Annotated in this window: 23 protein-coding genes and 1 pseudogene; 6 read left to right on the top strand and 18 right to left on the bottom strand. The window is 57.0% G+C overall.

What is annotated here, in order from left to right:
• Positions 1–34: 34 nt before the first annotated feature.
• The 3 genes from KO1_RS24080 to metE all read right to left on the bottom strand — a co-directional run bounded on the left by KO1_RS24080 (position 35) and on the right by metE (position 5,780).
• A complete protein-coding gene (locus KO1_RS24080; protein WP_064407146.1) occupies positions 35–1,780 on the bottom strand; it encodes a sulfatase in 1,746 nt (581 codons plus the stop codon).
• Positions 1,781–1,802: 22 nt separating this feature from the next.
• Entirely contained in the window at positions 1,803–3,218 is a 1,416-nt protein-coding gene (locus tag KO1_RS24085; protein WP_016808224.1) for a PTS transporter subunit EIIC, read from the bottom strand.
• A gap of 300 nt (positions 3,219–3,518) precedes the next feature.
• A complete protein-coding gene (metE, locus tag KO1_RS24090; RefSeq protein WP_004107704.1) occupies positions 3,519–5,780 on the bottom strand; it encodes a 5-methyltetrahydropteroyltriglutamate--homocysteine S-methyltransferase in 2,262 nt (753 codons plus the stop codon).
• A gap of 231 nt (positions 5,781–6,011) precedes the next feature.
• Between metE and metR the strand changes: the two genes are divergently transcribed.
• Complete coding sequence (gene metR / locus KO1_RS27700; protein WP_004107703.1) at positions 6,012–6,965, top strand: HTH-type transcriptional regulator MetR; 954 nt, start codon at positions 6,012–6,014, stop codon at positions 6,963–6,965.
• Here the strand turns inward: metR and KO1_RS24105 are convergent.
• The 3 genes from KO1_RS24105 to pldB all read right to left on the bottom strand — a co-directional run bounded on the left by KO1_RS24105 (position 6,853) and on the right by pldB (position 9,677).
• The gene (locus KO1_RS24105) at positions 6,853–7,752 is read right to left on the bottom strand and encodes a carboxylate/amino acid/amine transporter (protein ID WP_064407147.1); all 900 of its coding nucleotides are present in this window, start codon (positions 7,750–7,752) and stop codon (positions 6,853–6,855) included. The genes metR and KO1_RS24105 overlap by 113 nt on opposite strands.
• Before the next feature lie 67 nt (positions 7,753–7,819).
• The gene (yigL, locus tag KO1_RS24110) at positions 7,820–8,641 is read right to left on the bottom strand and encodes a sugar/pyridoxal phosphate phosphatase YigL (RefSeq protein WP_004107701.1); all 822 of its coding nucleotides are present in this window, start codon (positions 8,639–8,641) and stop codon (positions 7,820–7,822) included.
• Positions 8,642–8,684: 43 nt separating this feature from the next.
• On the bottom strand, positions 8,685–9,677 hold the full coding sequence (gene pldB / locus KO1_RS24115; protein WP_004107700.1) for a lysophospholipase L2: 993 nt from the start codon (positions 9,675–9,677) through the stop codon (positions 8,685–8,687).
• 109 nt (positions 9,678–9,786) lie between these two features.
• Here pldB and rhtB point away from each other — a divergent pair, with 109 nt between their 5' ends.
• Both rhtB and KO1_RS28825 read left to right on the top strand, forming a co-directional pair.
• The gene (gene rhtB, locus KO1_RS24120) at positions 9,787–10,407 is read left to right on the top strand and encodes a homoserine/homoserine lactone efflux protein (RefSeq protein ID WP_004107699.1); all 621 of its coding nucleotides are present in this window, start codon (positions 9,787–9,789) and stop codon (positions 10,405–10,407) included.
• A 12-nt stretch (positions 10,408–10,419) separates the two neighbouring features.
• A pseudogene (locus KO1_RS28825) lies at positions 10,420–10,692 on the top strand (Rpn/YhgA-type helix-turn-helix domain-containing protein); the annotation flags it as partial.
• 42 nt (positions 10,693–10,734) lie between these two features.
• On the opposite strand, the gene rhtC reads toward KO1_RS28825, so the two are convergent.
• From rhtC to pldA, 3 genes are all read right to left on the bottom strand, one after another.
• On the bottom strand, positions 10,735–11,358 hold the full coding sequence (gene rhtC, locus KO1_RS24130; protein ID WP_004107695.1) for a threonine export protein RhtC: 624 nt from the start codon (positions 11,356–11,358) through the stop codon (positions 10,735–10,737).
• 61 nt (positions 11,359–11,419) lie between these two features.
• Positions 11,420–13,246, bottom strand: a complete 1,827-nt coding sequence (recQ, locus tag KO1_RS24135; protein ID WP_004107693.1) for an ATP-dependent DNA helicase RecQ — start codon at positions 13,244–13,246, stop codon at positions 11,420–11,422.
• 67 nt (positions 13,247–13,313) lie between these two features.
• Entirely contained in the window at positions 13,314–14,186 is an 873-nt protein-coding gene (gene pldA, locus KO1_RS24140) for a phospholipase A (protein ID WP_004107691.1), read from the bottom strand.
• A 155-nt stretch (positions 14,187–14,341) separates the two neighbouring features.
• Here pldA and yigI point away from each other — a divergent pair, with 155 nt between their 5' ends.
• Together yigI and rarD are read left to right on the top strand one after the other, a co-directional pair.
• A complete protein-coding gene (gene yigI, locus KO1_RS24145; RefSeq protein ID WP_004097567.1) occupies positions 14,342–14,806 on the top strand; it encodes an acyl-CoA thioesterase YigI in 465 nt (154 codons plus the stop codon).
• A gap of 49 nt (positions 14,807–14,855) precedes the next feature.
• On the top strand, positions 14,856–15,749 hold the full coding sequence (gene rarD / locus KO1_RS24150) for an EamA family transporter RarD (protein ID WP_004107689.1): 894 nt from the start codon (positions 14,856–14,858) through the stop codon (positions 15,747–15,749).
• A 41-nt stretch (positions 15,750–15,790) separates the two neighbouring features.
• Here the strand turns inward: rarD and corA are convergent, their stop codons facing one another.
• The 8 genes from corA to lptM all read right to left on the bottom strand — a co-directional run bounded on the left by corA (position 15,791) and on the right by lptM (position 22,708).
• Complete coding sequence (corA, locus tag KO1_RS24155; RefSeq protein ID WP_004107687.1) at positions 15,791–16,741, bottom strand: magnesium/cobalt transporter CorA; 951 nt, start codon at positions 16,739–16,741, stop codon at positions 15,791–15,793.
• 149 nt (positions 16,742–16,890) lie between these two features.
• Entirely contained in the window at positions 16,891–16,947 is a 57-nt protein-coding gene (ysgD, locus tag KO1_RS28945) for a YsgD/CorL family protein (RefSeq protein ID WP_349817343.1), read from the bottom strand.
• A gap of 148 nt (positions 16,948–17,095) precedes the next feature.
• Entirely contained in the window at positions 17,096–19,258 is a 2,163-nt protein-coding gene (gene uvrD / locus KO1_RS24160) for a DNA helicase II (protein ID WP_016808216.1), read from the bottom strand.
• A gap of 77 nt (positions 19,259–19,335) precedes the next feature.
• A complete protein-coding gene (yigB, locus tag KO1_RS24165) occupies positions 19,336–20,052 on the bottom strand; it encodes a 5-amino-6-(5-phospho-D-ribitylamino)uracil phosphatase YigB (RefSeq protein WP_016808215.1) in 717 nt (238 codons plus the stop codon).
• Positions 20,052–20,954 carry a tyrosine recombinase XerC gene (gene xerC, locus KO1_RS24170; protein ID WP_004107682.1) on the bottom strand — a complete coding sequence of 301 codons (903 nt, stop codon included), beginning with the start codon at positions 20,952–20,954 and terminating at the stop codon, positions 20,052–20,054. The genes yigB and xerC overlap by 1 nt, the downstream gene beginning before the upstream one ends.
• The gene (locus tag KO1_RS24175; protein ID WP_004107681.1) at positions 20,951–21,658 is read right to left on the bottom strand and encodes a DUF484 domain-containing protein; all 708 of its coding nucleotides are present in this window, start codon (positions 21,656–21,658) and stop codon (positions 20,951–20,953) included. Before KO1_RS24175 ends, xerC begins: the two co-directional genes overlap by 4 nt.
• Entirely contained in the window at positions 21,655–22,479 is an 825-nt protein-coding gene (dapF, locus tag KO1_RS24180; protein ID WP_004107680.1) for a diaminopimelate epimerase, read from the bottom strand. Before dapF ends, KO1_RS24175 begins: the two co-directional genes overlap by 4 nt.
• A 25-nt stretch (positions 22,480–22,504) precedes the next feature.
• A complete protein-coding gene (gene lptM, locus KO1_RS24185) occupies positions 22,505–22,708 on the bottom strand; it encodes an LPS translocon maturation chaperone LptM (protein WP_016808214.1) in 204 nt (67 codons plus the stop codon).
• A 138-nt stretch (positions 22,709–22,846) separates the two neighbouring features.
• On the opposite strand from lptM, the gene cyaY reads away from it, so the two are divergent.
• Positions 22,847–23,167, top strand: a complete 321-nt coding sequence (gene cyaY / locus KO1_RS24190) for an iron donor protein CyaY (protein ID WP_004107678.1) — start codon at positions 22,847–22,849, stop codon at positions 23,165–23,167.
• Positions 23,168–23,323: 156 nt separating this feature from the next.
• On the opposite strand, the gene cyaA is transcribed toward cyaY, so the two are convergent.
• Positions 23,324–25,873 carry a class I adenylate cyclase gene (cyaA, locus tag KO1_RS24195; protein ID WP_016808213.1) on the bottom strand — a complete coding sequence of 850 codons (2,550 nt, stop codon included), beginning with the start codon at positions 25,871–25,873 and terminating at the stop codon, positions 23,324–23,326.
• Between the last annotated feature and the right edge of the window lie 141 nt (positions 25,874–26,014).

Here is a 26,014-nt window from a genome sequence, read left to right on the forward strand (position 1 = left end):
ACTCCTGTTCCCCGGCCGCAGCCGGGGGTACCCCTTAATCAAGTCGCATTTCTAACGCCATCTTATAGTACACGCTCTGATGCTGCTCCTCCGGAACCTCGTTCTGCACGAAAGCCCACAAATTTTGCCGCGCCCAGTCCGGCTGACAGGCGGCCCGCAGTTTGTCAGCCAGAACATGCTGCCCGCTGCCCTCCAGATGCTGCAGTAGCGCAAACAGGCCGTAGCGCACCTGCGGCGTAAAGGCGGCCAGCTCCGGTAGCAGATGCGGATCCAGCCCCAGCAGCGGGCTTTGCGCATCATCCAGGCCATAGCGCGCATACAGCTCAGCGGGCGCATCGTTCTCCTTCATCATGCAGATCATCTGCTCCCGCAGCCGCCGCGCCGCGTGTTCATCCCGGCACTGGGTTTGCTGCGTCGGATCGGTGTGTAAATCATATAGTCGATGACCGAAGCGATCGGCGCCGCGGGTCATCACCGACTCAGCGGGAATTTTCATTACCGGACAGCCCTTGGTAAAGCGAAACGGCGGATGCAGCGTCGTTTCGCGCAGCTCCTGTGGCGTGAAGCGACGATTGATACGGGTCGGCATCAGGGTGTATTCGAACAGGCCATCGACGCCTTGCTTAACGGGCGAGCGCATATAGACGTAGCGACCATCGGTAATATTAATATGGCAACCGTGATAGCCAAACAGAGCATAGTCGCGGACAGGGGTATCGTCGCGCAGCGCGGGCAGCAGCGACACGCCCTGCATATCCGCCGGTTTATTCAGGCCAAAACAATCCAGCAGCGTCGCGGCGATATCGATGGTCTGCGCCAGCGCCTGACGAGACTCGCCCGCGCCGCCATAGTGCGGATGCCAGATAAACAGCGGAATATTTGCCACTTCGTTATACAGCGGCATAATATTTTTCCCCCACCACTCGTGCTCGCCGAGCAAAAAACCGTGGTCGGTGTTGACGATCAGCATCGTGTCGCGCCAGAGATCGTAACGATCCATATAGTCCAGCACCTTACCGACGTACGCATCCACCATCGTCAGCAGCGCCATATAGTATTTCTGGATCATGCTCTTGCGTTCGTCGCTTTCGGTGACGAAGTAGTAAGGCGGCCAGCCGTCGAACTGCGCAGGATCGTCAATGCCGTACATCTTGAGATATTTTTCCGGCACGAAAAACGGCTCATGCGGGTCGAAACACTCCAGCTGCAGAAACCAGTTATCGCTGGCATGGTTGGCGTCGATAAACCCCAGCCCTTTGCCGATCGTCTTCGCCAGATGATGATCCTCTTCGTTCTGCATAAACTGCACGTTGATCTGATGCTGAATCCGGCTGGCGATCCGCCGCTGTTTGATCTCCTCCGGCTCGCCGGATTCGTAGCGATATTGCGGCTTATCCACCACCCCTTTCCAGGCATCGCCCTCCTGACCGCGCACAAACTCGTAGGTGCTGTAGCGAGAGTGATAGGTCGCTCCGCCGTCGCGCCAGTAGTGTTTGTGATCCGTCACCAGGTGGGTGTGGATACCGTTCTTCTTCAGCAGCTCGGGAACCGAATCATCGAACGGCTCGATTGGCGACCAGCCGCGATGTAAAAAGTTATAGCGTCCGGTATGCAGCTCCCGGCGTGCGGGCATGCAGGGCATGCTGCCGACATAGCAGTTGTCAAAACGAACCGTACGCTCCCTCAGCCGCTGGAAATTCGGCGTGATCGCCCTGTCGCTGCCGTAGGCCGACAGCAGGCGCTTATTCAGCGAATCAAACATCAACATTATCGCTTTCATGCTTTACTCCTTCACTCTTCCTTCACGCCGTTTCTTTATCGTAACCGCGTACTTTGCCGACGATATAGGTCAGCACGAAGGCTGCAGCGCAGCCGGTTAACCATGAGATGATGTACTGCAAATATTTGCCGTCGGCGATGAGCGGCAGCGCGGACAGCCCGGCGGCGCCAACGCCGTTGGTTGAGACGCCCAGCAGCACCACCATCATTCCGCCGAAACCAGCGCCGATGGAGCCGGTTATAAAGGCAAATCCTGCCGGAATATTGACGCCGAAAATGGTCGGTTCACCCACCGCCAGAATAGAGGTCGGGATCGCCCCTTTAGCGATTTTCTTCATCATCGGGTCGCGCGTCAGCAGCAGCACCGCCGTCGCGGCACCCACCATCCCGGCGTTGGACATAATCTGGATGGCAAAAAGCGGCGCGTGGCCGGTCGCGTTAATCATCTCCAGATGAATAGGGAACAGGCCGTGATGCAGACCAAGCGAAATCAGGAAGGGGAAAAGCGCGGAGAGGACAAACCCAGCCGCAATGCCGCCGGTAGAGAGCAGGCCGTTTAGCCCGTGCAGAATACCGTTAGAAATGACGCCCGCCACGGGCATAATCACCAGCAGCAGCGCCGCTGCCATCACCACCAACACGATAGTTGGCGTGACCACAACATCAACAATATCCGGGACAAAGCGCCGCACCCGTTTTTCCAGCAGGCACATTAGCCAGGCGCAAAGAATGACGCCAATCAGCCCGCCCTGCCCCGGGATCAGCCCCAGCGCGGTAATCTGCGGCACGATGGTGATCGCCCCCAGCAGGCCGCCCATCACCGCGTTTCCGTCAAACTCCTTCGCCGCCGTCGCGCCGGTATAAATGGCGAGGAAGCCGAACAGCGCTTTAGAGACGATATCAAGGAACTGGCTGATGCCGAGCATATGCCGTTGATCGAGCACCACCTGGGTAGGCGACAGGTCTCCCGGCGCCGCCACATGATGCGCCAGCGCCCAGGAAGCGGCTGAGTTCACCAGCACGTTATTAATTCCCATCAGGATACCGGCGGCAATCAACGATGGCAGGATCGGCACAAAAATATTGGCAATATGCTTAAGGATAACTTTGGTGCGGGTCTGTTTTTTCGCCTTTTCCCGCGCCAGCTGAGCTTTTTGCTCAACGTTGCTTAACGGAGTAGCGTCCGCAGGCTGGCCCTTAAGCAGATCGTTAATCACATTTGCGACCTTCGACGATTTTCCCGGCCCGACAATAACCTGCAGGGTATCGTCCTCAACGACCCCGAGTACGCCTTCAATGCTTTTAAGCGCGGCGATATTGACTCGTGTTTGATCGCTTATCGTCATTCGTACGCGCGTCATACAGTTGGTCACATGCAGAAAATTAGCTAAGCCGCCACAGTGCCCCACAATCGCGTTTGCCACCTGGTTGTAGTCCATACAGAGGTTCCTTTATTATTTTACTGGCAATTGTTATAACAATATAATGTTATTATGTTTGTGAGGATCGTCATAAAGGCGCACCAGCGATCGATTTTTGGCAGGGAAGAACAAAAAAGGAGGCCGAAGCCTCCTTGAGCAGAGAGTGGTCAGGATAAGCACATTCGCCGGGTTGCGCTGTGCTTACCCGGGCTACCGGCCCGCAGGCGGCGGCGATCCGTAGCCCCCACCGGGGGAAAGAGCACTGAGTGGCTCAGGGGTTATTATGCTGTCATCCGGACACCGGAAAGCGTGGTTATACTATGCCTGACGCAGGTTCTGCGCGGCTTTAACCATGTTGGCCAGCGCAGCACGGGTTTCCGCCCAGCCGCGGGTTTTCAGGCCGCAGTCCGGGTTTACCCACAGGCGCTCTGCCGGGATGCGCTGCGCGGCTTTCTTCAGCAGCGCCTCGATCCACTCCACGTCTGGGACGTTCGGCGAGTGAATATCGTACACCCCCGGCCCGATTTCATTCGGATAGTCGAACTCTTCAAACGACTCCAGCAGCTCCATATCAGAGCGCGAGGTTTCGATGGTAATCACGTCCGCATCCAGCGCGGCGATAGAGTCCATGATGTCGTTGAACTCGCAATAGCACATATGGGTATGGATCTGGGTGTCATCTTTCGCCACCGCGGCATTGATGCGAAAAGCTTCCACACCCCACGCCAGATAGTCCTCCCAGTCGCTACGTTTCAGCGGTAGCCCTTCGCGCAGCGCCGGTTCGTCAATCTGGATGATGCCGATACCGGCGGCTTCCAGATCCGCCACTTCGTCGCGCAGCGCCAGGGCAATCTGTTTCGCAATCGTTTCACGGCTGACGTCCTCGCGCGGGAAGGACCAGCAAAGAATGGTCACAGGACCGGTCAACATGCCTTTTACCGGTTTGTCGGTCAGCGACTGTGCGTATTTTGCCCACTCGACGGTGATCGCCTCCGGACGGCTGACGTCGCCAATCACCACCGGCGGCTTAACGCAGCGGGAACCGTAGCTCTGTACCCAGCCGTTCTGGGTGAAGATAAAGCCGTCCAGATGTTCGCCAAAATATTCCACCATGTCGTTACGTTCGGCCTCACCGTGTACCAGCACGTCCAGCCCCAGCCGTTCCTGCTCGACGATCGCCTGCTTGATGTGTTCAGCGATGCCGGTGCGGTAGCGGTTAGCGTCGAGATGGCCTTTTTTGAAGTCCAGACGCAGGCCGCGGATCTCGGGAGTCTGCGGGAAAGAACCGATGGTGGTGGTCGGCCAGGCCGGCAGCTTAAAGCGGGCGCGCTGCGCTTCGGCGCGAACTTCGTAGCCGCTTTGACGCTGACTGTCCTGAGCGGTTATGGCTGCCAGACGCTTCTCTACCGCCGCGTTATGCACGCGGGTTGAATAGCGACGGGCCCGGATCGGTGCGCTCCAGTCAGCAATCGCAGCGGTGTCGCCGCTGTTCAGCGCATCGCGCAGCAGCGCCAGTTCCTGGCATTTTTGCAGGGCGAAGGCAAACCAGCTCTTCACTTCGGCATCAAGCCGCGTTTCCACGCTCAAATCGATCGGGCTGTGCAGCAGGGAGCAGGAAGAGGCGACCCACAGCTCGCGTTTGCCGACAATCCCTTTAACCTGCGCGTATTTTTCGCTCAGATCGGCGCGCCAGACGTTGCGACCGTTGATCAGGCCCGCGGAGAGCAGCCAGTCGGCAGGCAGGCGCTTATGCAGTTCGGCGACATCATCCTGGCCATGGACCAGATCCACATGCAAACCCTGCACCGGCAGCGCGGTAATGGTGTCGAGGTTATCGGTAATACCTTCAAAGTAGGTGGTCAACAGTAGCTTAATCTGGCCATTAAGCGCCTCATAAGCCGGTTTGAAAGCGTCCAGCCACGTCTGCGGCAGCTCGAGCACCAGCGCCGGTTCATCAATCTGCACCCACTCAATGCCGCGTTTTGCCAGCTCCGCCAGCACCTGCTGGTAAACCGGCAGAATATCGTGCAGCAGGTTCAGACGATCGAACGACTCGCCTTTCACCTTACCAAGCCACAGATAGGTGACTGGCCCAAGCAGGACGGGCTTCACTTTGTGGCCCAGCGCCAGCGCTTCGTCCACCTCATCCAACAGCTGGTTCCAGCTCAGTTTGAACTGTTGGCCCTTCACGAATTCCGGCACCATGTAGTGGTAGTTGGTGTTAAACCATTTGGTCATTTCCGCCGCCGCGGCCGGTTCGCCGGTCGGCGCGCGGCCGCGACCCATGCGAAACAGAGTATCGATATCAACGGAGCCGTCTTTGTTCTGATGACGAGCCGGCACGTTGCCAAGCCACAGGCTGGTGGTCAGAACATGGTCGTACCAGGCGAAATCGCCAACCGGCAGCAGATCAACGCCCGCCTGCTTTTGCTGTTCCCAGTGGCGAGCGCGCAGTTCCCGGCCAACGGCCAGCAGTTCTTCGCGGCTGATATTGCCCGCCCAATAGCTTTCTTGCGCTTTCTTCAGCTCGCGACGCAGGCCAACGCGAGGGAAACCGAGGGTGTGATTAATAATTGTCATTTTTTGAGCCTCATAATTGCAATCCGAAAGATTTCGGATTTAGGGAAGGCGGCAAACTTGCTCATCACCAGAAGCTTACTGAAGTAAGTGACTGGGGTGAGGAAGTGCAGCCAACGCACCATAAATTCGAAAGATAAAGGATTTAGCCGTCCAGATGTTTACACATCCATAATTGGCAGTTACTGTATATTCCTCAAGCGCAAATTATTCATGGCGAAGTGAAGGACTTTCATGATCGAAATTAAACACCTGAAAACGCTCCAGGCGTTGCGGAACAGCGGTTCGCTGGCAGGCGCAGCAGCGGCCCTGCACCAGACTCAATCCGCCTTGTCCCACCAGTTCAGCGATCTGGAACAGCGCCTTGGCTTCCGTCTGTTTGTGCGTAAAAGTCAGCCGCTGCGCTTTACGCCGCAGGGTGAAATCCTGCTCCAGCTGGCCAACCAGGTGCTGCCGCAAATCAGCCGCGCCCTGCAGGATTGCAATGAGCCGCAGCAAACTCGTCTGCGTATCGCCATCGAATGCCATAGCTGTATACAATGGCTCACGCCGGCGCTGGAGAGCTTCCGCGCCCGCTGGCCGCATGTGGAAGTGGACTTTCAGTCCGGCGTGATCTTCGACCCGCAGCCGGGCCTGCAGCAGGGTGAGCTGGATCTGGTCATGACCTCCGATATCCTGCCGCGCAGCGGTCTGCACTATTCGCCAATGTTTGATTTCGAAGTGCGTCTGGTGATGGCGCCGGATCATCCGCTGGCGACAAAGACGCGCATTGCGCCTGAGGATTTAGCAACCGAGATGCTGCTGATTTACCCGGTCCAGCGCGCTCGTCTGGATATCTGGCGTCACTTCCTGCAGCCTGCGGGGATCAGCCCGCAGCTGAAGAGCGTCGACAATACGCTGCTGTTAATTCAGATGGTGGCGGCGCGGATGGGCATCGCCGCCCTGCCGCACTGGGTTGTGGAAAGCTTTGAGCGCCAGGGTCTGGTGGTGACCAAAACCCTGGGCGAGGGACTGTGGAGCCGGCTATACGCCGCGGTACGCGACGGCGAACAGCGCCAGCCGGTGACCGAGGCGTTTATTCGCTCAGCGCGGAACCACGCTTGCGACCATTTACCGTTTGTGCGAAGTGCGGAGCGACCCAGCGTCGATGGACCCACAGCGAGGCCAGGATCACCAGAGCTCCCGTAATAAAACTTGGCCAACGGGGCTGCTCCTGCCAGATAGCAAGATTCACCAGCAGCCCGGCAGGTACGTGCATATTGTTCATGATGCCGAGCGTACCGGCATCCACCTGGGTGGCGCCGTAGTTCCACATGAAGTAGCCGATCCCCGATGCCGCCACGCCAAGGAACACCAGAATGCCCCACTGTAGAGAAGTTTCCGGCATTTTCTGCGCATTGCCCAGTATCGACCAGGCAACCGCCGCCACCAGAAACGCCCCGACATAGAACCAGGCGAAGGCATTATGCTGCGGCATCGGACGCGTTTCCATCAGGCGCTTGTAGCCCACCATGCCAATCGCGAAGCTGATATTGGAGAGCTGCACCAGGATCAAACCGGTCCAGAAATGATTTGTCACCTGGTCGTAGCGAATAATACCCGCGCCGATCACCGCCAGCAGCGCGCTGCAGGCGTAGCCCCAGCGCAGGCGGCGGCGGCTCATTACATCATAAATCAGCGTGATATAGAGCGGCGTCAGGACGGTAAACAGCAGGAGTTCAGATACCGTCAGGTACAGATAGGCCTGGAAACTCAGCATATACATAATGCCGAGCTGCATCGCCCCCACCAGCATATACAGGCCGATGGTTGACAGGCTTTGCCCGCGGGTGCGCAGGAAAGGTAAAAAGACCAGCGCCGCCAGACCAACGCGCGCCAGCACCGCGAAATAACTGTCGACGTGACCTGCAAGGTATTCGCCATAGAGGCTAAAAGAGAAGGCCCACAGAATCGTGGTGATTATCAGTAGCGCCACAATGAATGTCTCATAGAGTAAAGAACACTCATTGTAGCGAAGTGACAGGTTGACAACTGTTTAATTATTACTCAGTCGTCAAGCTTTTTTCGTCGAGATAGAGTTTACGCAGATAGTGGGGTACGGCGTCATCAGCGTTGCTGCCGATCACTTCCAGCTCTGGATGCAGGTCCTTCAGGCGCTGGTGCGCGTCGGCCATAATGCAGCCCTTGCCCGCCATTGACAGCATTTCCGCATCGTTCATACCGTCGCCGAAGGCGATACACTCTTTCAGGCTATAGCCGAGCATTTTCGCCACGGCCTCCAGCGCATGGCCTTTCGACACGCCGCCCGCCATCACTTCGAGGCAGGTGACGGTAGAGAAGCTCACGTTCACCCGATCGCCCCAGCGGGCATTGATCGCCTGCTCCAGCGGCAGCAGATGCTCATGCTTATCGCAGGTGAAAAAGACTTTGCTGATCCCTTCCGGGTCCAGCTCGCCCGGCTCGTACAGCTTGTAGTTAAACACTGCCTCTTTGAAGAAGCGCATCTCTTCCGGACGGTGGCGGTTCATATACCACTCATCTTCACGATAAACGTTGGTTACGATCGCCGGATCGTTTCGCATCATCTCGAACAGGTCAGCGGCGATATCGCGATCAAGGTTATGAGCGAAGATCTGCTTCCCGTCGCTATCATGTACGCGGGCGCCGTTAGAGGTGATCATATAGGATTTAATGCCGAGATTATCGCGAATTTGCCCAACATCGATGTAGTGGCGGCCGGTCGCGAACACGAAATTGATACCGCGTGCGGTAAGCAGTTTCAGCGTCTCTTTGGCGTAGGGGGTTAAGCAGTGATCGGGAGAAAGCAGCGTGCCATCTAAGTCAGACGCAACAACCTGGTACATAAAAATTTTAACCTCTAAACAGGGCGACGAGCGTTTCGCCGGATTAAGTATGTCGAGCAAAAAAATCGACGATAGCGTTTAGCGCGACCGAGCGCATGGCGTCCTTTTCAAAAAGGATCTCATGGTATGCCCCTTCTATGACAAACGGCTTATTCCCTTCGCAGGGATGGCCGCCTGCGGCGCGAAGTTCACAGTAGCGATCGTGCATACGGTTATCGACTACACGCTCTTCTTCCGCCTGGAGCAATAATGTTGGCGTAACGTCTTTTTCCGCGCCGGCCAGCACCTCTTCGCCCGCAAGGATCCCCTCGCGCACCCAATGGAACGTTGGCCCGCCGACCCGCAGCTGCGGCTCATCGGCGTAAAAACGCAGGTTGCGACGATAGCGTTGACGGCTGTGCGTCAGTACGTTGACCGCAAAGGGCAGCGCCCGCCAGCGGCCGGTACCGAGGGCATACTCTTCACGAATGCGCTGATGGCCCTCAGCCCAATCGAGAATGTGGCGCACCATCCAGTCAGGCAGGCGCATAACAATGCCGAACATCGGCGCGCAGAGCGCCATCGCGTCGCAATGCTGGTGGTGGCGCTGCAAAAATAGCGTCGCAATAGCGCCACCCATGGAATGGGCAAGAATAAACCGTTTCCGCCAGTGCCCCGGCACGACATGTTGTTGCCAGAAAGCGGCGAGATCGTCAACGTAATCGCTGAAATTTACGACGTGCCCGCGGTGGGTATCGGAAAGCATGCGCCCGGAACGCCCCTGGCCGCGATGATCGATAATCATCACGTCAAAGCCGCTGCGGAAAAGATCGTAAGCCAGTTCGGCGTACTTAACGTAGCTTTCAATACGACCCGGACAGATCACCACGACCCGGTCGTGACTTTTGGCGCAGAAGCGCACAAAGCGCACCGGAACGTCATCCACGCCCGTAAATTCAGCCTCTTCCCGCTGACGCCAGAAATCGGTTAGTGGCCCCATGGTAAAAGCCGCAAACGCGTTTTCTCGTGTTTCCCAGTCCTTTTGCTGCAAAAACATCGGGCTTACACCCCTAATAACCGCTGAAAATCGTTTTTTTGTCGTGCATCACACAATGCTTACACAATAGCGTATTGTGGCATAAAAACAGACAATCAGGGAGTTTCTCATGACGTTCGAGTGGTGGTTTGCCTATCTGCTAACATCTATTATTCTCAGCCTGTCGCCGGGCTCCGGGGCAATAAATACCATGACCACCTCTATTAACCACGGCTATCGCGGCGCGGCGGCCTCTATTGCCGGGCTACAGACCGGGCTCGGCATTCACATCGTGCTGGTCGGCGTCGGCCTGGGGACGCTCTTCTCTCGATCGCTGTTAGCTTTTGAAATCCTGAAATGGGCGGGCGCCGCTTATCTTATCTGGCTCGGCATTCAGCAGTGGCGAGCCGCAGGCTCTCTCGATCTGAATACCCTTGCGAAAGCGCAGACCCGCGGCAAACTCTTTAAGCGCGCGGTATTCGTGAATCTGACCAATCCGAAAAGCATCGTATTTCTCGCCGCGCTCTTCCCGCAGTTTATCGTGCCGCACCAGCCTCAGGTAATGCAGTATCTGGTACTTGGCGTTACCACTATCGTGGTCGATATTATCGTCATGATTGGCTACGCCACGCTGGCCCAGCGTATCGCTGCATGGATCAAGGGGCCAAAACAGATGAAGGCGCTGAATAAGGTCTTTGGTTCGCTGTTTATGCTGGTCGGCGCCCTGCTGGCCTCCGCCCGCCACGCGTGATGTATAGATAAACAAAAAATTACCGTACTGATAAAATATAGGGCCCAGGCGGGAGAAGAGCAGGATGTTCGGCCGCTATTCTATGAGCTGGCACAGCGGGTGCCGCAACATGGAGGTGTACTGATGACTCTGGCAGAAAAGTGGCTTGAGGAAGGCATAAAAGAGGGCAAACGCGCTGCGCTACTTAACGTCGCAAAGGCCATGCTCGAGCGGGGTATTGATACTACTGCGGTGATGGAAATGACCGGTCTCACGTCCGACGATTTGCAGCAGCTCCATCATTAATACCCGGCCCGCCCATAACCTCCTGGGCGGGACGCAGAAGGGTTAGCGTGAAATAATCAGATGAATACCGAAGCCGGCGAATAGCGTACCGGCGATGCCGTCGATCCACTTCGCCATCCGCTGATAGCCACGGCGCATGCCCGGCAGGGCGAACAGGCTGGCAACCACCGTGAACCAGGCCAGCGTCTCCAGTACGATCAGCAGAAAAATCCCCCAGCGCGCGCCAGAACTGACGCTATCGCCGACGAACAGCGAGAACACGGAGCCGAAATAGATAATCGCTTTTGGGTTCGCCAGATTAGTCAGCAGCCCTTTCAGAAAGCTCCGGCCGCTGCGCGCCAGCTCAACCTGAGGCTCTACCGCTGCCGCCGCTTCGCCTTTTTTCAGCGCGCCACGCAGCATCTGGAAGCCCATCCAGCACAGATACAGGCCGCCGCCGACCATAATAATGGTATGCAGCCAGGCCATCTTCTCGATAATCAGGTTCAGGCCGAGCAGCGCTACGCCCGCCCATACCATTACCCCGCAGGTGATACCCAGCACGCCCATCATCGCCTCCTTACGAGAGCGGCTAACGGCGGTTTGCGAAACAAAGAAAAAGTCCGGGCCAGGACTCATCAGCGCAATGATATGCACCAGCGCGACGGTGAAGAAAAGCGTCAACATAATTAACTCGCAGGAAAATAGTCAGGACGAAAACTATATTTGCACTTTTTCGTCCGGCTGACTACTCATCATCGCCATCCACGTGCGCGCGGATCAGGGCCATAAACTCTTTACCAAAACGCTCGAGCTTACGCGTGCCGACGCCGTTGACGCTAAGCATCTCGCCGGCCGTCAGCGGCGTTTGCTCAGCCATTTCAATCAGTGTTGCATCGTTAAACACGACGTAGGGTGGGATATTCTCTTCGTCGGCAATCGCCTTACGCAGTTTGCGCAGCTTGGCAAAAAGCTTACGATCGTAATTGCCGCCAAAGGATTTCTGCATCGCTTTTGGCTTCAGCGCCACAATACGCGGCACGGCAAGCTGTAGCGTCACGTCGCCGCGCAGAACCGGACGCGCGGCCTCGGTAAGCTGTAGCGCAGAGTGCTGGGCAATATTCTGCGTGACCAGGCCTAAATGGATCAGCTGGCGGATCACGCTAACCCAATGCTCATGGCTCTGCTCGCGCCCAATGCCGTATACCGGCAGCTTATCATGCCCCATATCGCGAATACGCTGGTTATTGGCGCCGCGCAGCACTTCCACCACGTAGCCCATACCAAAGCGCTGGTTGACGCGGTAAATCGTCGACAGCGCCTTCCGCGCGTCCATTAAACCGTCGTACTGTTTCGGCGGGTCGAGGCAGATATCACAGTTGCCGCACGGCTCCTGGCGCCCCTCGCCAAAGTAGTTGAGCAACACCAGGCGGCGGCAGGTTTGCGCTTCGGCAAAAGCCCCCATCGCGTTGAGCTTATGGCGTTCAATGTCCTGCAGCGGCCCGGCGGGTTTCTCCTCAAGGCAGCGCCTGAGCCACGCCATATCCGCCGGATCGTAAAACAGCATCGCCTCGGCAGGCAGCCCATCGCGCCCGGCGCGGCCGGTCTCCTGGTAATAGGATTCAATATTGCGGGGGATATCGAAATGCACCACAAAACGGACGTTCGGTTTGTTGATCCCCATCCCGAAGGCTACCGTAGCCACCACGATTTGCAGGTCGTCGCGCTGGAATTTCTCCTGTACGTCGGCGCGGATATGATTTTCCAGGCCGGCGTGATAGGCCGCCGCGCTGATGCCGCGACTTTGCAGGCGTGCGGCGGTATCCTCCACTTTCGATCGGCTATTGCAGTAGATAATGCCTGATTTGCCGCGCTGATCCTGTACGTAGCGCATCAGCTGATCCAGCGGCTTAAACTTCTCCATCAGCATGTAGCGGATATTGGGTCGGTCGAAGCTGCTGACCTGGATAAGCGGGTCGCTCAGGCCCAGCAGGCGAACAATGTCGCGACGCGTGGTGTCATCGGCGGTGGCGGTCAGCGCCATAAACGGGATTTGCGGTATCCGCTGGCGCAGCTGCCCTAACGCAGCGTATTCCGGACGGAAATCATGGCCCCACTGGGAAATACAGTGCGCCTCATCCACCGCCACCATCGACAGATTCCAGTGCGTAAGATGCTCGAGGAAGTTATCCAGCATCAGGCGCTCCGGGGCGATATACAGCAGGCGAATCTGCCCGCTGCGGCAGCCGGCCATCACCTCCTGCTGCTGCTCCCGGCTCTGGGTTGAATTCAGGCACGCCGCCGCCACGCCGTTAGCCAGCAGCTGATCGACCTGATCCTTCATCAAGGAGATGAGCGGCGAGACCACGACGGTCAGACCGCCCAGCACCAGCGCCGGCACCTGATAACACAGCGACTTGCCGCCGCCGGTCGGCATCACCACCAGGCAATCGCGCCCGGCCAGTGCCGTATCGATAATGGTTTCCTGGCCCGGGCGAAACTGCTGGTAGCCGAAGGTCTCTTGTAAAACCTGCTTAGCCAGCGATTCCTGATTCAATACTTCCGCCTGCGCCACGTTGACCCCATATGCCTGAAAAGAAAACAGGCGCTATTTTCAGCGCCTGAGAGCCAGAGTGCAACGATTAAAACAGATCGTTGAGCATCAGCCCGACGCCGACGCGGGTTTGATTAAAGTTATAATCGATAAGCGACTCGCCATAACCGCTATAGACCTGAGTATAGACGCGCACGTGTTTGGTGATCGGATAGCTTACCCCAAGCTCGGCGCCGCCGTAGCCGGTATTCCAGTTATATTGCCCCTGAGCGCTGAGAATAGCGTCGCCCAGCTGGTAGCCCACTTTCAGCCGGTAATAACCCATATATTTGGTGATATCCGGGTTATCGTCGGTGCTGCCAATCACGTACCAGGGCTTCACCTCGACCAGCCAGTTGCCATTTTGCGCCATCAGTCGAGTATAGAGGCGATTCCAGCTGCGGGAAGTGGGATCGGAACGACCGTTAGAGTCGTGGTTATAACCCATTTCAACGTCGCGCAGCGTCCAGCCAGCAAATGAGTAATCGGTCGCAAACCCGAGGAACAGCTGCGGCTCGTAGTTGGTTTCGCGAAACGGCGCGGACTCTTTGCTGTTGGAGAGCTGCCACCAGGATTTTTGCGTATAAGAAGCGCCCAGCAGCGAATTCTCGCCCAAAATCCCGCGCCATAATGGAAACGCCAGGCTAAGCTGGAACTTCACTTCGTCTTTACGCGCGTTTTCAGCCCAGTCGTAGCTGCGAATCGCTTCTTTATTGAGATCGCTGGTCCATGTATAGAGCAGATAGTTGCTCTCGTAGGGATAGAGCAGGAAGGGATTATCATGGTCCTGTAACAGGTTGGCGATAATACTCCCGCGAACGGCCGGAGTGTGGTGGACCTGTTTATTCACCGGCGCGTCCTGCGCCAGAACGCCGGCCGGAAGCGCAACAAGCGCCAGCAGGCAGGCCAAAGAGATACGCATTGCTGTTCTCCTGGATGGATATTTATTATTTCTGTTTAACCCAGGCAGCATTCTACCTATTTATACGTCTTCTGACCTGTTATCCGTTCTTAAAGTAGAAATCAATATTTTAGAAGCATAAAATCAACATTTCATTAACCTATGGAAATGTTGTTATGTCTGAACTGACCGCCGCCGCCGCCCTGAAGCTGGTGGGAGAAATCTTCGTCTACCACATGCCCTTTAATCGCGCCTTAGGGCTGGAGCTGGAGCGCTATGAAAAAGAGTTCGCCCAGCTGAGTTTCAACAACCAACCAATGATGGTCGGCAACTGGGCGCAGAGTATTTTACATGGCGGAGTGATTGCCTCAGCGCTGGACGTCGCGGCGGGGCTGGTATGCGTCGGCAGCACCCTGACTCGCCACGACACCATCAATGAAGAAGAGCTGCGCCAGCGCCTGTCGCGGATGGGCACCATCGATCTGCGCGTCGACTACCTGCGTCCGGGTCGTGGGGAGCGCTTTACCGCCACCAGCAGCCTGCTGCGCGCCGGTAACAAGGTGGCGGTGGCCCGCGTCGAACTGCATAACGAAGAGCAGGTGTATATCGCCAGCGCTACGGCGACGTATATGGTGGGTTGATCGGCTTAAATCGAGTAACATCATTCTCTTTGGCAATGGATTTGTACCGATGGACGCTAAACAAACGCGGGTGGGGGTTCTCCTGGCCCTGGCCGCCTATTTTATCTGGGGTATCGCGCCAGCGTACTTCAAGCTTATCTACTATGTTCCCGCCGATGAAATTCTGACTCACCGCGTGATCTGGTCCTTCTTCTTTATGGTCGCGCTAATCAGCATCAGTCGTCAGTGGCCGCAGGTCAAAAGGCTACTGAAAACGCCGAAGAAGGTGTTTCTACTGGCCCTGTCTGCCGTGCTGGTGGGCGGTAACTGGCTGCTGTTTATCTGGGCGGTCAATAACCATCATATGCTGGAAGCCAGCCTGGGCTACTTTATCAACCCGCTGGTGAATATTCTGCTGGGGATGATCTTCCTCGGGGAGCGTTTTCGTCGGATGCAGTGGCTGGCGGTGCTGCTGGCCGCCTGCGGCGTTCTGGTGCAGCTCTGGACTTTTGGCTCGTTGCCGATTATCGCGCTGGGCCTGGCGTTCAGCTTCGCTTTTTATGGTCTGCTACGTAAAAAGATCGCCGTGGATGCACAAACCGGCATGCTGTTTGAAACGCTCTGGCTGCTGCCGGTCGCCGCGATTTATCTGTTTGGTATAGCCGATAGCCCGACCAGCCATATGGGGCAGAACCCGTGGTCGCTGAACCTGCTGCTGATGGCGGCGGGCGTGGTCACCACTATTCCGCTGCTGTGCTTTACCGGCGCGGCGACCCGCCTGCGCCTTTCTACGCTGGGCTTCTTCCAGTATATCGGCCCAACGCTGATGTTCCTGCTGGCGGTGACCTTCTACGGCGAGGTGCCGGGAGCGGATAAGATGGTGACCTTTGCTTTTATCTGGGTGGCGCTGGCGATTTTCGTAATGGATGCGGTTTACACAATACGTCGTACGCGTAGGGCATAAAGCCAGACCGGTACGCAAAAAAGGAGCCGAAGCTCCTTTTTTTACAGCCAGTTTTTACGCTTAAAGTACAGATAGGGCGCCAGGCCAGCGAGCATCATAAAGACAATCGCGCCGGGATAGCCAAAGCTCCAGTGCAGCTCAGGCATAAACTCAAAGTTCATGCCATAGCTGGAAGCCACCAGGGTCGGCGGCAGGAAGACGACGGAGACGACCGAGAAGATCTTGATGATGCGGTTCTGCTCGATGTTGATAAAACCCATCGCCGCCTGCATCAGGAAGTTAACCTTCTGGAACAGCGATTCATTGTGCGGCAGCAGGGATTCGATATCTCGCAGGATTTCGCGCGCCTGCTCCAGCTGCCCTGCCGGCAGACGGGCCTTGCGTACGAGGAAGTTCAGCGCGCGCTGGGTATCCATCAGACACAGGCGGACTTTCCAGCCGATATCTTCCTGTTCCGCCAGCGTAGAGAGCGCCTCGTCGTAATCATCGCCCTGACGACCTTCCATAATCACCCGGCTAAGCTTTTCCAGGTCGCTGTAGATGTTTTCGATTTCATCCGCCAGCTGCTCGATTTTGGTTTCGAACAGGTCCAGCAGTAGCTCGTAGGCGTTGCCGTCCACCATCGACTGGTTGCGGGCGCGCATGCGATACAGGCGGAAAGCGGGCAGCTCCCGCTCGCGCAGGGTGAACAGACGGCCTTCGCGGATAGTAAACGCCACGGTAGAGTTACCGGCGTGATCCTCAGCATCTTCAAAAAAGAAAAATGAGTGGATATGCAGACCGTCTTCATCCTCAAAGAAACGCGCTGACGCTTCGATGTCTTCCAGCTCCGGGCGCGTCGCCAGGTTCTGGCCCAATTCCGTTTGCACACGGCTTCGTTCATCGTCGTCAGGCTCGACCAGATCGACCCACACCGAACTGGCGAGGTGCTTGATCTCGTCGGCTTCCAGACGCGTTAAACGATTGTTTTCCAGTTGAAATGCGCTCAGCATGACCGGGACTCCCAATGCAAAAAATTATCGGACAGTTCGGTGGGCACACAGAAACAATTTGGGTTTCAGACCATTAAGCCTGACTCAGAGCGACGGGAATAGAACGGGTCGCCGACAACCGCTAAGGCTATCAGCATAAGAGGATAGCCTTAGGAGTTGTTCCTGATGGGCAGGAAATTGAGCCAGCATCTACTGGGTGTGTCCAAGGCGAATGTCCTCTTAGCGTAATCGTGCGCGCATGTTACGCCAGCGCAAAAACGGCGTCAACACGCAACGGAACGCTAAAGAGCAAATCAAGCTCCTTAACGTATAAAGGTAGCAGAATATTACAAAATAATGATATTTTTCTTACTGTTACACTGTTTCCAGCCGGGCGTACGCCGCGACCAGCCATTTGATCCCCTGCCCCTGAAAGGCAACCTGCAGGCGACTGTGTTCGCCGCTGCCTTCGAGGTTCACAATGGTGCCTTCACCGAATTTGGCGTGGCGGACGCGCTGGCCCAGCTTATAGCCGGTGTCGTTTTCCGCCATCGGCGTCCCCATGCGCTGATGGCTGACCGGCCGGCTCACCGTGGCGCGCAGCCGCACCTCTTCCACGCACGACTCCGGCAGCTCGCCGATAAAGCGCGAGGGGCGATGATAAACCTCTTTGCCGTACAGGCGACGGGTTTCCGCGTAGGTCAGCGTGAGTTTTTGCATGGCACGAGTCACGCCGACGTAGGCCAGGCGGCGTTCTTCCTCCAGGCGGCCGCCCTCATCAAGCGCCATCTGGCTCGGGAACATCCCTTCTTCCACGCCAACGATAAATACCTGCGGAAACTCCAGCCCTTTCGCCGAGTGCAAGGTCATCAGCTGTACCGCATCCTGCCAGGTGTCCGCCTGCCCTTCTCCCGCTTCCAGCGCCGCATGCGAGAGGAACGCCTGCAGCGGCATTAAATCTTCATCTTCTTCGTTGTAGCTAAACTGGCGCGTCGCCGTCACCAGCTCCTCTAAGTTTTCGATACGCGTCTGGCCCTTCTCGCCTTTCTCCTGCTCGTACATCATGCGCAGGCCGGAATCTTTAATGACCCGGTCGGTCTGCACGTGCAGCGGCATGTCGGCTGTCTCCTGCGCCATGGCGTCAATAAGCTCCATAAAACGCTGCAGAGCGCTGGCAGCGCGCCCGGCGAGAACTTTCTCTTTTAACAGCTCGCGACAGGACTGCCACAGCGTCAGCTGCCGATCGCGCGAGGTCTGGCGCACCACGTCCAGCGTGCGATCGCCAATGCCGCGCGTCGGGGTATTGACCACGCGCTCAAACGCCGCATCGTCGTTACGGTTGGCAATCAGGCGCAGATAGGAGAGCGCATCTTTGATCTCCTGACGTTCGAAGAAGCGCATGCCGCCATAAATACGATAAGGCATGCTGGCCTGCAGCAACGCCTCTTCCAGCACGCGCGACTGGGCGTTGCTGCGATACAAGATCGCGCACTGCTCCAGCGCCCCGCCGTTTTCCTGCCAGGTTTTGATACGATTGACGACAAAACGCGCCTCATCAAGATCGTTAAACGCGCAGTAGAGCGAAATCGGCTCGCCGTCGGCGCCATCGGTCCACAGCTTTTTCCCCAGCCGTCCGCTGTTGTTCTCAATCAGGGCGTTCGCCGCGCTGAGGATATTGCTGGTCGAGCGATAGTTCTGCTCCAGACGGATAGTTTCCGCGCCGGGGAAGTCATTGAGGAAGCGCTGGATGTTTTCTACCTGCGCGCCGCGCCAGCCGTAAATCGACTGATCGTCATCGCCAACGATCATTACTTTACCGGTATCGCCCGCCAGCAGTCGGATCCACGCGTACTGAATATTGTTGGTATCCTGGAATTCATCCACCAGGATATTGGTAAAGCGCTCGCGGTAGTGCTGAAGGATATGCGGCTTGTTAAGCCACAGCTCGTGGGCGCGCAGCAGCAGCTCGGCGAAGTCCACCAGCCCCGCGCGATCGCAGGCTTCCTGATAGGCCTGGTAAACCTTCTGCCAGGTCTGCTCAACCGGATTACCGTAGCTCTGAATATGATGCGGGCGCAGCCCTTCATCTTTTTGGCCGTTGATGTACCACATCGCCTGCCGCGGCGGCCACTGCTTCTCATCGAGATTCATCGCCTTAATCAGGCGCTTAAGCAGGCGCAGCTGATCTTCGCTGTCGAGGATCTGGAAGTCCTGCGGCAGCCCGGCGTCAAGGTGATGAGCGCGCAGCAGACGGTGCGCCAGACCATGGAAAGTGCCGACCCACATACCGCCCTGAGTGGTGCCCATCAGTTGACCAATACGATGACGCATTTCCGCTGCCGCTTTGTTGGTAAAGGTCACCGCCATGATGGAGTAAGGGGAACAGTTCTCAACGCTCAGCAGCCAGGCGATGCGGTGTACCAGGACGCGCGTCTTGCCGCTGCCCGCTCCTGCCAGAACCAGCATATTAGTACGTGATGCCGCAACGGCTTCACGCTGTTTGTCATTGAGGCTGTCGAGCAGGTAAGAAACGTCCATTGGCACCGCCGGAAATGAGGCGCCCGGCAACGTTTGGCTCGCCGGGCTACTGTTAATTTATACAGAACTACTGACGATTATATCAGCGAGGTCAGAGATGCCAACCGTGAAATTTCGATGTGCGGTAGCAGGCGGCCATCGGCGGCGCGCATCAGATCTGCGCCCTGCGGTTTGATCCAACAGGCCTGCATGCCGCAGCGAATAGCGCCTGCGACATCGGTCGTCAGATCGTCCCCGACGTGCAGAATCTGCCCCAGAGGAAGCTCCAGCCGCTCCGCTGCGAGATGATACATATCGGCAAAGGGCTTAGAGCGCCCGTCAGGGCCCGCGCGCAGCACGAAGCGGAAGTAGTCGCTCAGGCCAAAGAGTTCCGGCTGGGCGTTGCCGTTGGTAATGGCCACCAGCGGCCACTTTTCCGCCAGCTGCGCCAGCGTATCGTGCGTCTCCTGCGGAACGTCAATCAGGCTGCGCCAGTGAGCGAAATTCGCCATCGCTTCATCGGCCCCCGTTTTCGCCAGCGTCGCTGAAAGCCCGGCGTTGATCATCCCCAGCTCCAGCGCGCGGCGGCGCCATTCGGTCACATCGTGGTAAATTTCCGGCTCTGACGCCAGCAGCGTCTGGCGCAGCCGGTTAAGCTCGCTGGCGTCAAATTGGCTCAGAGAAGGGTGGTAGCTGCGCACAAAGCTCAGCGACTCATGCAGCGTCCGGTCAATCACCGGGCGGTTGTCATAAAGGGTATCGTCCAGGTCAAACGTCAATGCTGAAATCTGGCCCAGAGGTCGGTAAAAACGCATCATTTCCCCCGTTTGGCGCGCGGATGTGCCGCATCGTACACCGACGCAAGGTGTTGAAAATCGAGATGGGTATAGATTTGAGTGGTGGAAAGGTTAGCATGGCCCAGCAGCTCCTGCACCCCGCGCAGATCGCCGCTCGACTCCAGCATATGGGTCGCGAAGGAGTGGCGCAGCTTATGCGGGTGCACGTGGCTGTTGAGCCCCTGCTTTATGCCCCATTCGGCAAAGCGCTTTTGCACGTTGCGCGCGGAAATTCGCTTCCCCAGTTTAGATAAGAACAGGGCGTCCTCATCGGCACCGAACAGTCCGCGCAGATCGAGCCAGTGCTCAATCCACACCACCGCATTGCGGCCAATCGGCAGGCGGCGCTCTTTGCTGCCTTTGCCCATCACCCACACCTCGCCGGATTCCAGATCGAGGTGCTTAATATCGAGATTCACCAGCTCCGAAAGACGCAACCCCGCGCCGTACATCACTTCCAGCATCGCTCTGTCGCGTACCGCCAGCGGATCGTTGAGATCGATATCCAGCAGCCGATTAACGTCGTCGACGTCGATATTTTTCGGTAGATGGCGGGGTATTTTCGGCGCCGAAATCCCCTTCGCCGGATTCGCGGCCAGTTCACCCTGGCTCACCAGCCAGTCAAAGAAGCTGCGTAAGGCCGAGAGACGTAAGGCCAGGCTGGCAGGCCCCAGCCCCTGACGACGGCTGCGCACCGCCAGGCTACGGACCTGGGCGGCATCACACTGCTGCCAGCTTTTCAGCCCGGCGCTATCCGCCAGCGCGATAAGCGTTTCCAGCTGGCGGCGATAGTTCAGCAGCGTTATCGGGCTCAGCTGACGCTCGACGCCGAGATAGCGTAAGAAGCGTTCTACGGGAGCAAACAGAGGCGAGTCGGTCATGCGCGTTCAATCCAGCGCTCCAGCAATCCCGGGAGCATCGACGCGATTTCCTGCAATAGCTGCGTTCCCTGCCCTTGCTGATAGTGCTGGGGGTCGCGACTGCTGAATATCATCACACCGGGAGCGTCGTCTCCCCCCAGCAGCGACATCGCCACCGATCCGATGGCTTTAGCTTCCGGCAGCACGACCAGCAGCTCGGGGCCGTTTAAAGCGCCAAGATAATGGCGCTGTTGTCCAAGACGCTGAATGCGAATAGGCTCAAACGCCTGACGGCTTATCGCCAGATGAGTGAATTTGGAAGGCGCGCCGAGCCGCCAGCGGTCGGGAAACAGGCGCACCGTGGCGCCCGCCAGACCCAGCTCGCGCGCCCAGCGATGAAAGCGGTTCAGCATTTCGTCAAGGCTATCGGCCGCCGCCAGCCGCGTTTGCAGGTGAAACAGGCGCTGAAACAGGCTTTCGTTAGCCGTCGCCTGCTCCATCAGCAGCGTCATATTTTCTTCCAGCACGTTGATATGGTTCCGCGCCCGCGCCATGTGCCACTCCACCAGCGAGACCGAACCACGCACCGGATGCGGCACTGACATGTGTTCCACCAGCGCCGCATTACGAATAAAGAATTCAGGATGTTGCAACAGATAGTCCACCACTGCGCGATCGTTTAGCTCGCTGGCAAGTTCCTGTTGTTCTTCCCCGACTTGTTTCATAAATGAATAAATCCGTCATAGACATGTGCCGCCGGGCCAGTCATATACAACGGTTGGCCCGGACCTTTCCAGGCGATATCCAGACGCCCGCCGGGTAATTCCACGCGGACCTCCTCGCCCAGTAATCCCTGCTGGATACCGACTGCCGCCGCCGCACAGGCGCCGCTGCCGCAGGCCTGAGTTTCCCCCGCACCGCGTTCATACACGCGCAGGCGAATATGAGAGCGGCTGATCACCTGCATAAAGCCGATGTTCGCCCGCTCCGGGAAGCGCTCGTGGTTTTCCATCACCGGGCCGAGCGTTTCCACCGTCGCGGTTTCCACATCATCAACCTGGATAACGCAGTGCGGGTTACCCATCGACACCACGCCGCACAATACTGTCTGTTCAGCGGCGCGCATAATATAGGTCTTTTCCGCTTTGTTGGCGCGGAACGGCACCTGGGACGGTTCGAAGTTTGGCTCACCCATATTGACGCGCACCAGATCGTCTTCCGTGACGCTTAATACCATACGGCCATTCGAGGTACTGACGCGGATATCACGTTTATTGGTCAGGCCTTTCAGACGCACAAAGCGGGCGAAACAGCGCGCGCCGTTGCCGCATTGCGCCACTTCGCTACCGTCGGCATTGAAGATACGATAGTGGAAGTCGAGCTCCGGATCGTAAGGCGGCTCCACCACCAGCAGCTGATCGAAACCCACGCCAAGATGCCGATCCGCCAGACGACGGATCAGTTCAGGTGAGAAAAAAACATTCTGCGTTACTGCGTCAACGACCATAAAGTCGTTACCCAGGCCATGCATTTTAGAGAACTGCATTTTCTACTCCAGCTGCGCGGAACTGTCAGTAATTCACCTGGGTCGGGCCACCGCTATCGCCGCGATCGTTACGATCCGGCGTAGAGCTCTGGATACCGCTATCAACCGGCTTAGTCGGCGGAGGCGCCGTTTTATCCGCCGGCGGGAAGTAAAGCGGCCCTTTCAGACCACAGCCGCTAAGGCTGAGAACCGCTAATAAAACGGCAAGCGCTGGGAAAACGTTTTTCATGGATAGTTGCCCGTGATTCATTCTTACTGCTTTCTATCATCGCAGGAGAAGACGTAAAAGCAAGCGTTTAGCATCCCACTGCGCGCGCTTTTGTTTCGCGCTATACTGCCGCCACTATCAAAAAAGCGGGAAAGAACCATGAACGACAGTGAATTCCATCGCCTGGCCGATACCCTGTGGATGACCATCGAAGAACGCCTTGACGACTGGGACGGCGACAGCGATATCGACTGTGAAATCAACGGCGGCGTACTGACTATCAGTTTTGAAAACGGCAGCAAGATTATTATCAACCGTCAGGAACCGCTACATCAGGTGTGGCTGGCAACGAAACAAGGCGGCTACCATTTCGACTTAAAAGGCGACGAGTGGGTATGCGACCGCAGCGGCGAAACCTTCTGGGATCTGCTGGAACAGGCGGCGACCATGCAGGCCGGTGAAGCGGTGAGTTTTCGCTAAGAGAGCGTGATACGAATTCCCCGGATTGCGGCTAACGCCTTATCCGGGCTACAACAATCCCTATCGCCCTGTAGCCCGGGCAAGCGCAGCGCCCCCGGCAAGTCCACCCGTAGAAGATTTCAAACCTATTACACCCTCAAGGCCCGCAGTTCAGGCTCAGGAGTAGTGCTGTAGCATCGGTGATGAGGCAGCATCCTGACCGGCTGAAGCGGTGGCAGCGGCAATCACCTGGCTGCGGAACGGAATCACCTGCTCGCGACCGTCAACGTCGACGATTTGATAAAACTGCGGCAGGTTAAAGTTGATAAAGCTGGAACCGTAGGTAAAACGGTCATGGGATGAAGAGTAGAAGCGGCTGACGTCGCGCACCAGCTCCTCTTTGCTACCTTCGCAGTGGTGATACACCTCGGCGCGGTTGCTCTCATCGAGGATATAGATGTTAAAACCGTTATCGTTATCCGCATCTTCGAAGAAGAACTGAATAATCCCTTCGCTGGCAAAGCCGTCCACTACCTGCGGCAGCCTGACGTGGTTAGTTTCCACCTGCACCGACAGCCCGTGCAATTTGTTATGCGAAATCGCGCCATAGAATTCGATGGCGTTTTCCAGTTTCTGAACCGAAACGTTAAGACGCTCGAAGAACAACCCCCAGGTCTGCCCGGAAACGCGTAGCGCTTTAAAGCGGCCGGTATCCTGACGGGTGCTGGAAAGACGCAGCTCAACGCATTCAGACACCAGCTGCTGTACGCGAGTGCGGATCAGACCGCGCAGATGCTGGCTATAGCAGAAAACCTCCACGCTATCCGGCGGCGCGGCGTCCTGGTGCATCTTGCCAAGAATGGTTTTCAGCGCTTCGATCATCGCCTGCTCGCCGTTAAAGTGCAGCGTACGCACCTCGTTCCACGAGTTGCGGTACAGCAGGTCGATGCTGCCAATCAGGCACTTTTGCTCTTCGCCGAAGCTGAAAACATCCAGCTTGCGGAAGTCAAAATGCACCACCTGATTGCGGAAGGCCGCCGTCGGGTCATATTCCAGGTTGACGATAATCGCCAGATGGCGGATTTCGCACGGACTGTACAGCGCTTTCGGCGTCGGAGAAGGCAGGCGCAGCGGGAAGTGATGCGCCACATCGGCCACCATCTCCTGCAGCTTCGCCAGATCGACAATGCCGTTGCCCTTAATAAACAGGCGCGTACGTGACGTCAACAGGCCGTTAAACCAGGCCCAGGCCACCAGCTTATTAAGATAACGGTTATATTCCAGCGGCTGATGGCTGATGATCGATTCCATGTCCGGCGCCCGGTTATAGACATACCAACCGGTGCGGTTGGCGCGGCCCGGCGGCACGTGGATAAAGGTCAGATTCGGCTCAGACAGATCCGGTGAAATTTGCGGGTTTACCAGGGTGACTTTCCCCGGCAGCGCTTCAAAGGCGGCGTACAGCTTACGCGTCAGCACGCCAATATCCTGCGGGCTGGCGGAAACGCTCAGGTTATTGCGGCGCGCAAAACGAATCAGGTTGCGATAGCTCTGCATCATCGCATCAAGCAGTTCGTTGTGCGCTTTACGGACTTCGTCGATCTTCCAGTTGGCCCGGTTGTCGAGCATCATCAGACGCTTTTCATCCCAGCCCCACTCTTTCACCAGGTGACTGACGACTTCGCGACGCCAGCCGACGCAGGCGCGCTCGCGGCTCAGCTTCTCGCAGACTTTTAAATAGAAACATCGACGCACCAGATCGAGGCGCGTTTCATCTTCGATGGCCTGCAGATAGAGCGTCACGCGCTCCAGCATCATGCAGTAAGGATCGAGGCCAAACGAAACGATCTCACCGTCATGCAGGCGCTGTTTGATATCTTTCGCCAGCAGGCGGTTATTGGGGTACTCCCAGGAGTACGCTTCCAGCAGCAGCGTTTTCAGCACGGCCTTATAGGGCGAGTCGATGCTTTTATACAGCTGCCAGAGGCTGGCGCCGAAGTACTCTTCGGCCGACAGAGAACTCAGGCCGCCGAGATCCAGCCATTCATTCGGCGTCAGTACGCCCTGCGCGTAGAGGCTCATGACGTAATCGTCGTAATGCTCTTCTTCATCGCACGGCACCATATTCCACAGAATACGTTTGCCGGCAAGGCGCACCGCGGTGCGGTAAAACTCATCCAGCAGCAGGATATGCTGGGTGGAGCCGCAGTCTTCGCCGCCCAGGCTGCCGCTTTCGTTATGACGGAAGCGGTTTTCGTCGATCAGGAAGAAGCTGACCTCGACGCCCAGCGATGCCGCCCAGCTCTCCAGCAGGCTACATTTACGCTGCAGCAGCTGACGCTCTTCAGTGTCAAGCCAGGACTGATGGCAAACCCAGATATCCAGGTCAGACGAACAGCTTTGGCCGACGGAAGATGTGCTGCCCATAGAGTAAAGGCCGGTGATCGGCAGCTCGCCTTTCGGCGGCTCCTTGGCCAGCATGCCACGGTTGAGCTCGAGCTCATCAAGATAGTGACGTTGGGTTTCATCAGGCGTGTAGAGGCAAATGCCACGGGGAACGTTACCGTCAAGGTAACCCGGCATCAGCGGATGATGATAATGTAGTAATGTCGGCAGTAGACTGTAAACCTGCTGGAAAGCGGGTCCCATGGCAGCAAGGGCGCGATCCACGCGCAATTGGTTGATGGCATCCAGTCTCTGTTTCAGTGTCTCAATATAGAGGTACAAGACATATCGCCTGATGTTCAAAAACCCGACGTACAATAGTACGGAGAGTTTCAGTATTTCAACAAAAACCGTCACCATTCGTCGTCGGTGTGGTTGTGGTGAACTGCTGACTGACAAATGGTTTAAAACGTGATCAATCTA

Source organism: Klebsiella oxytoca NBRC 105695 (assembly GCF_001598695.1).
In the GTDB taxonomy this organism is placed as follows: Bacteria; Pseudomonadota; Gammaproteobacteria; order Enterobacterales; family Enterobacteriaceae; genus Klebsiella; species Klebsiella oxytoca.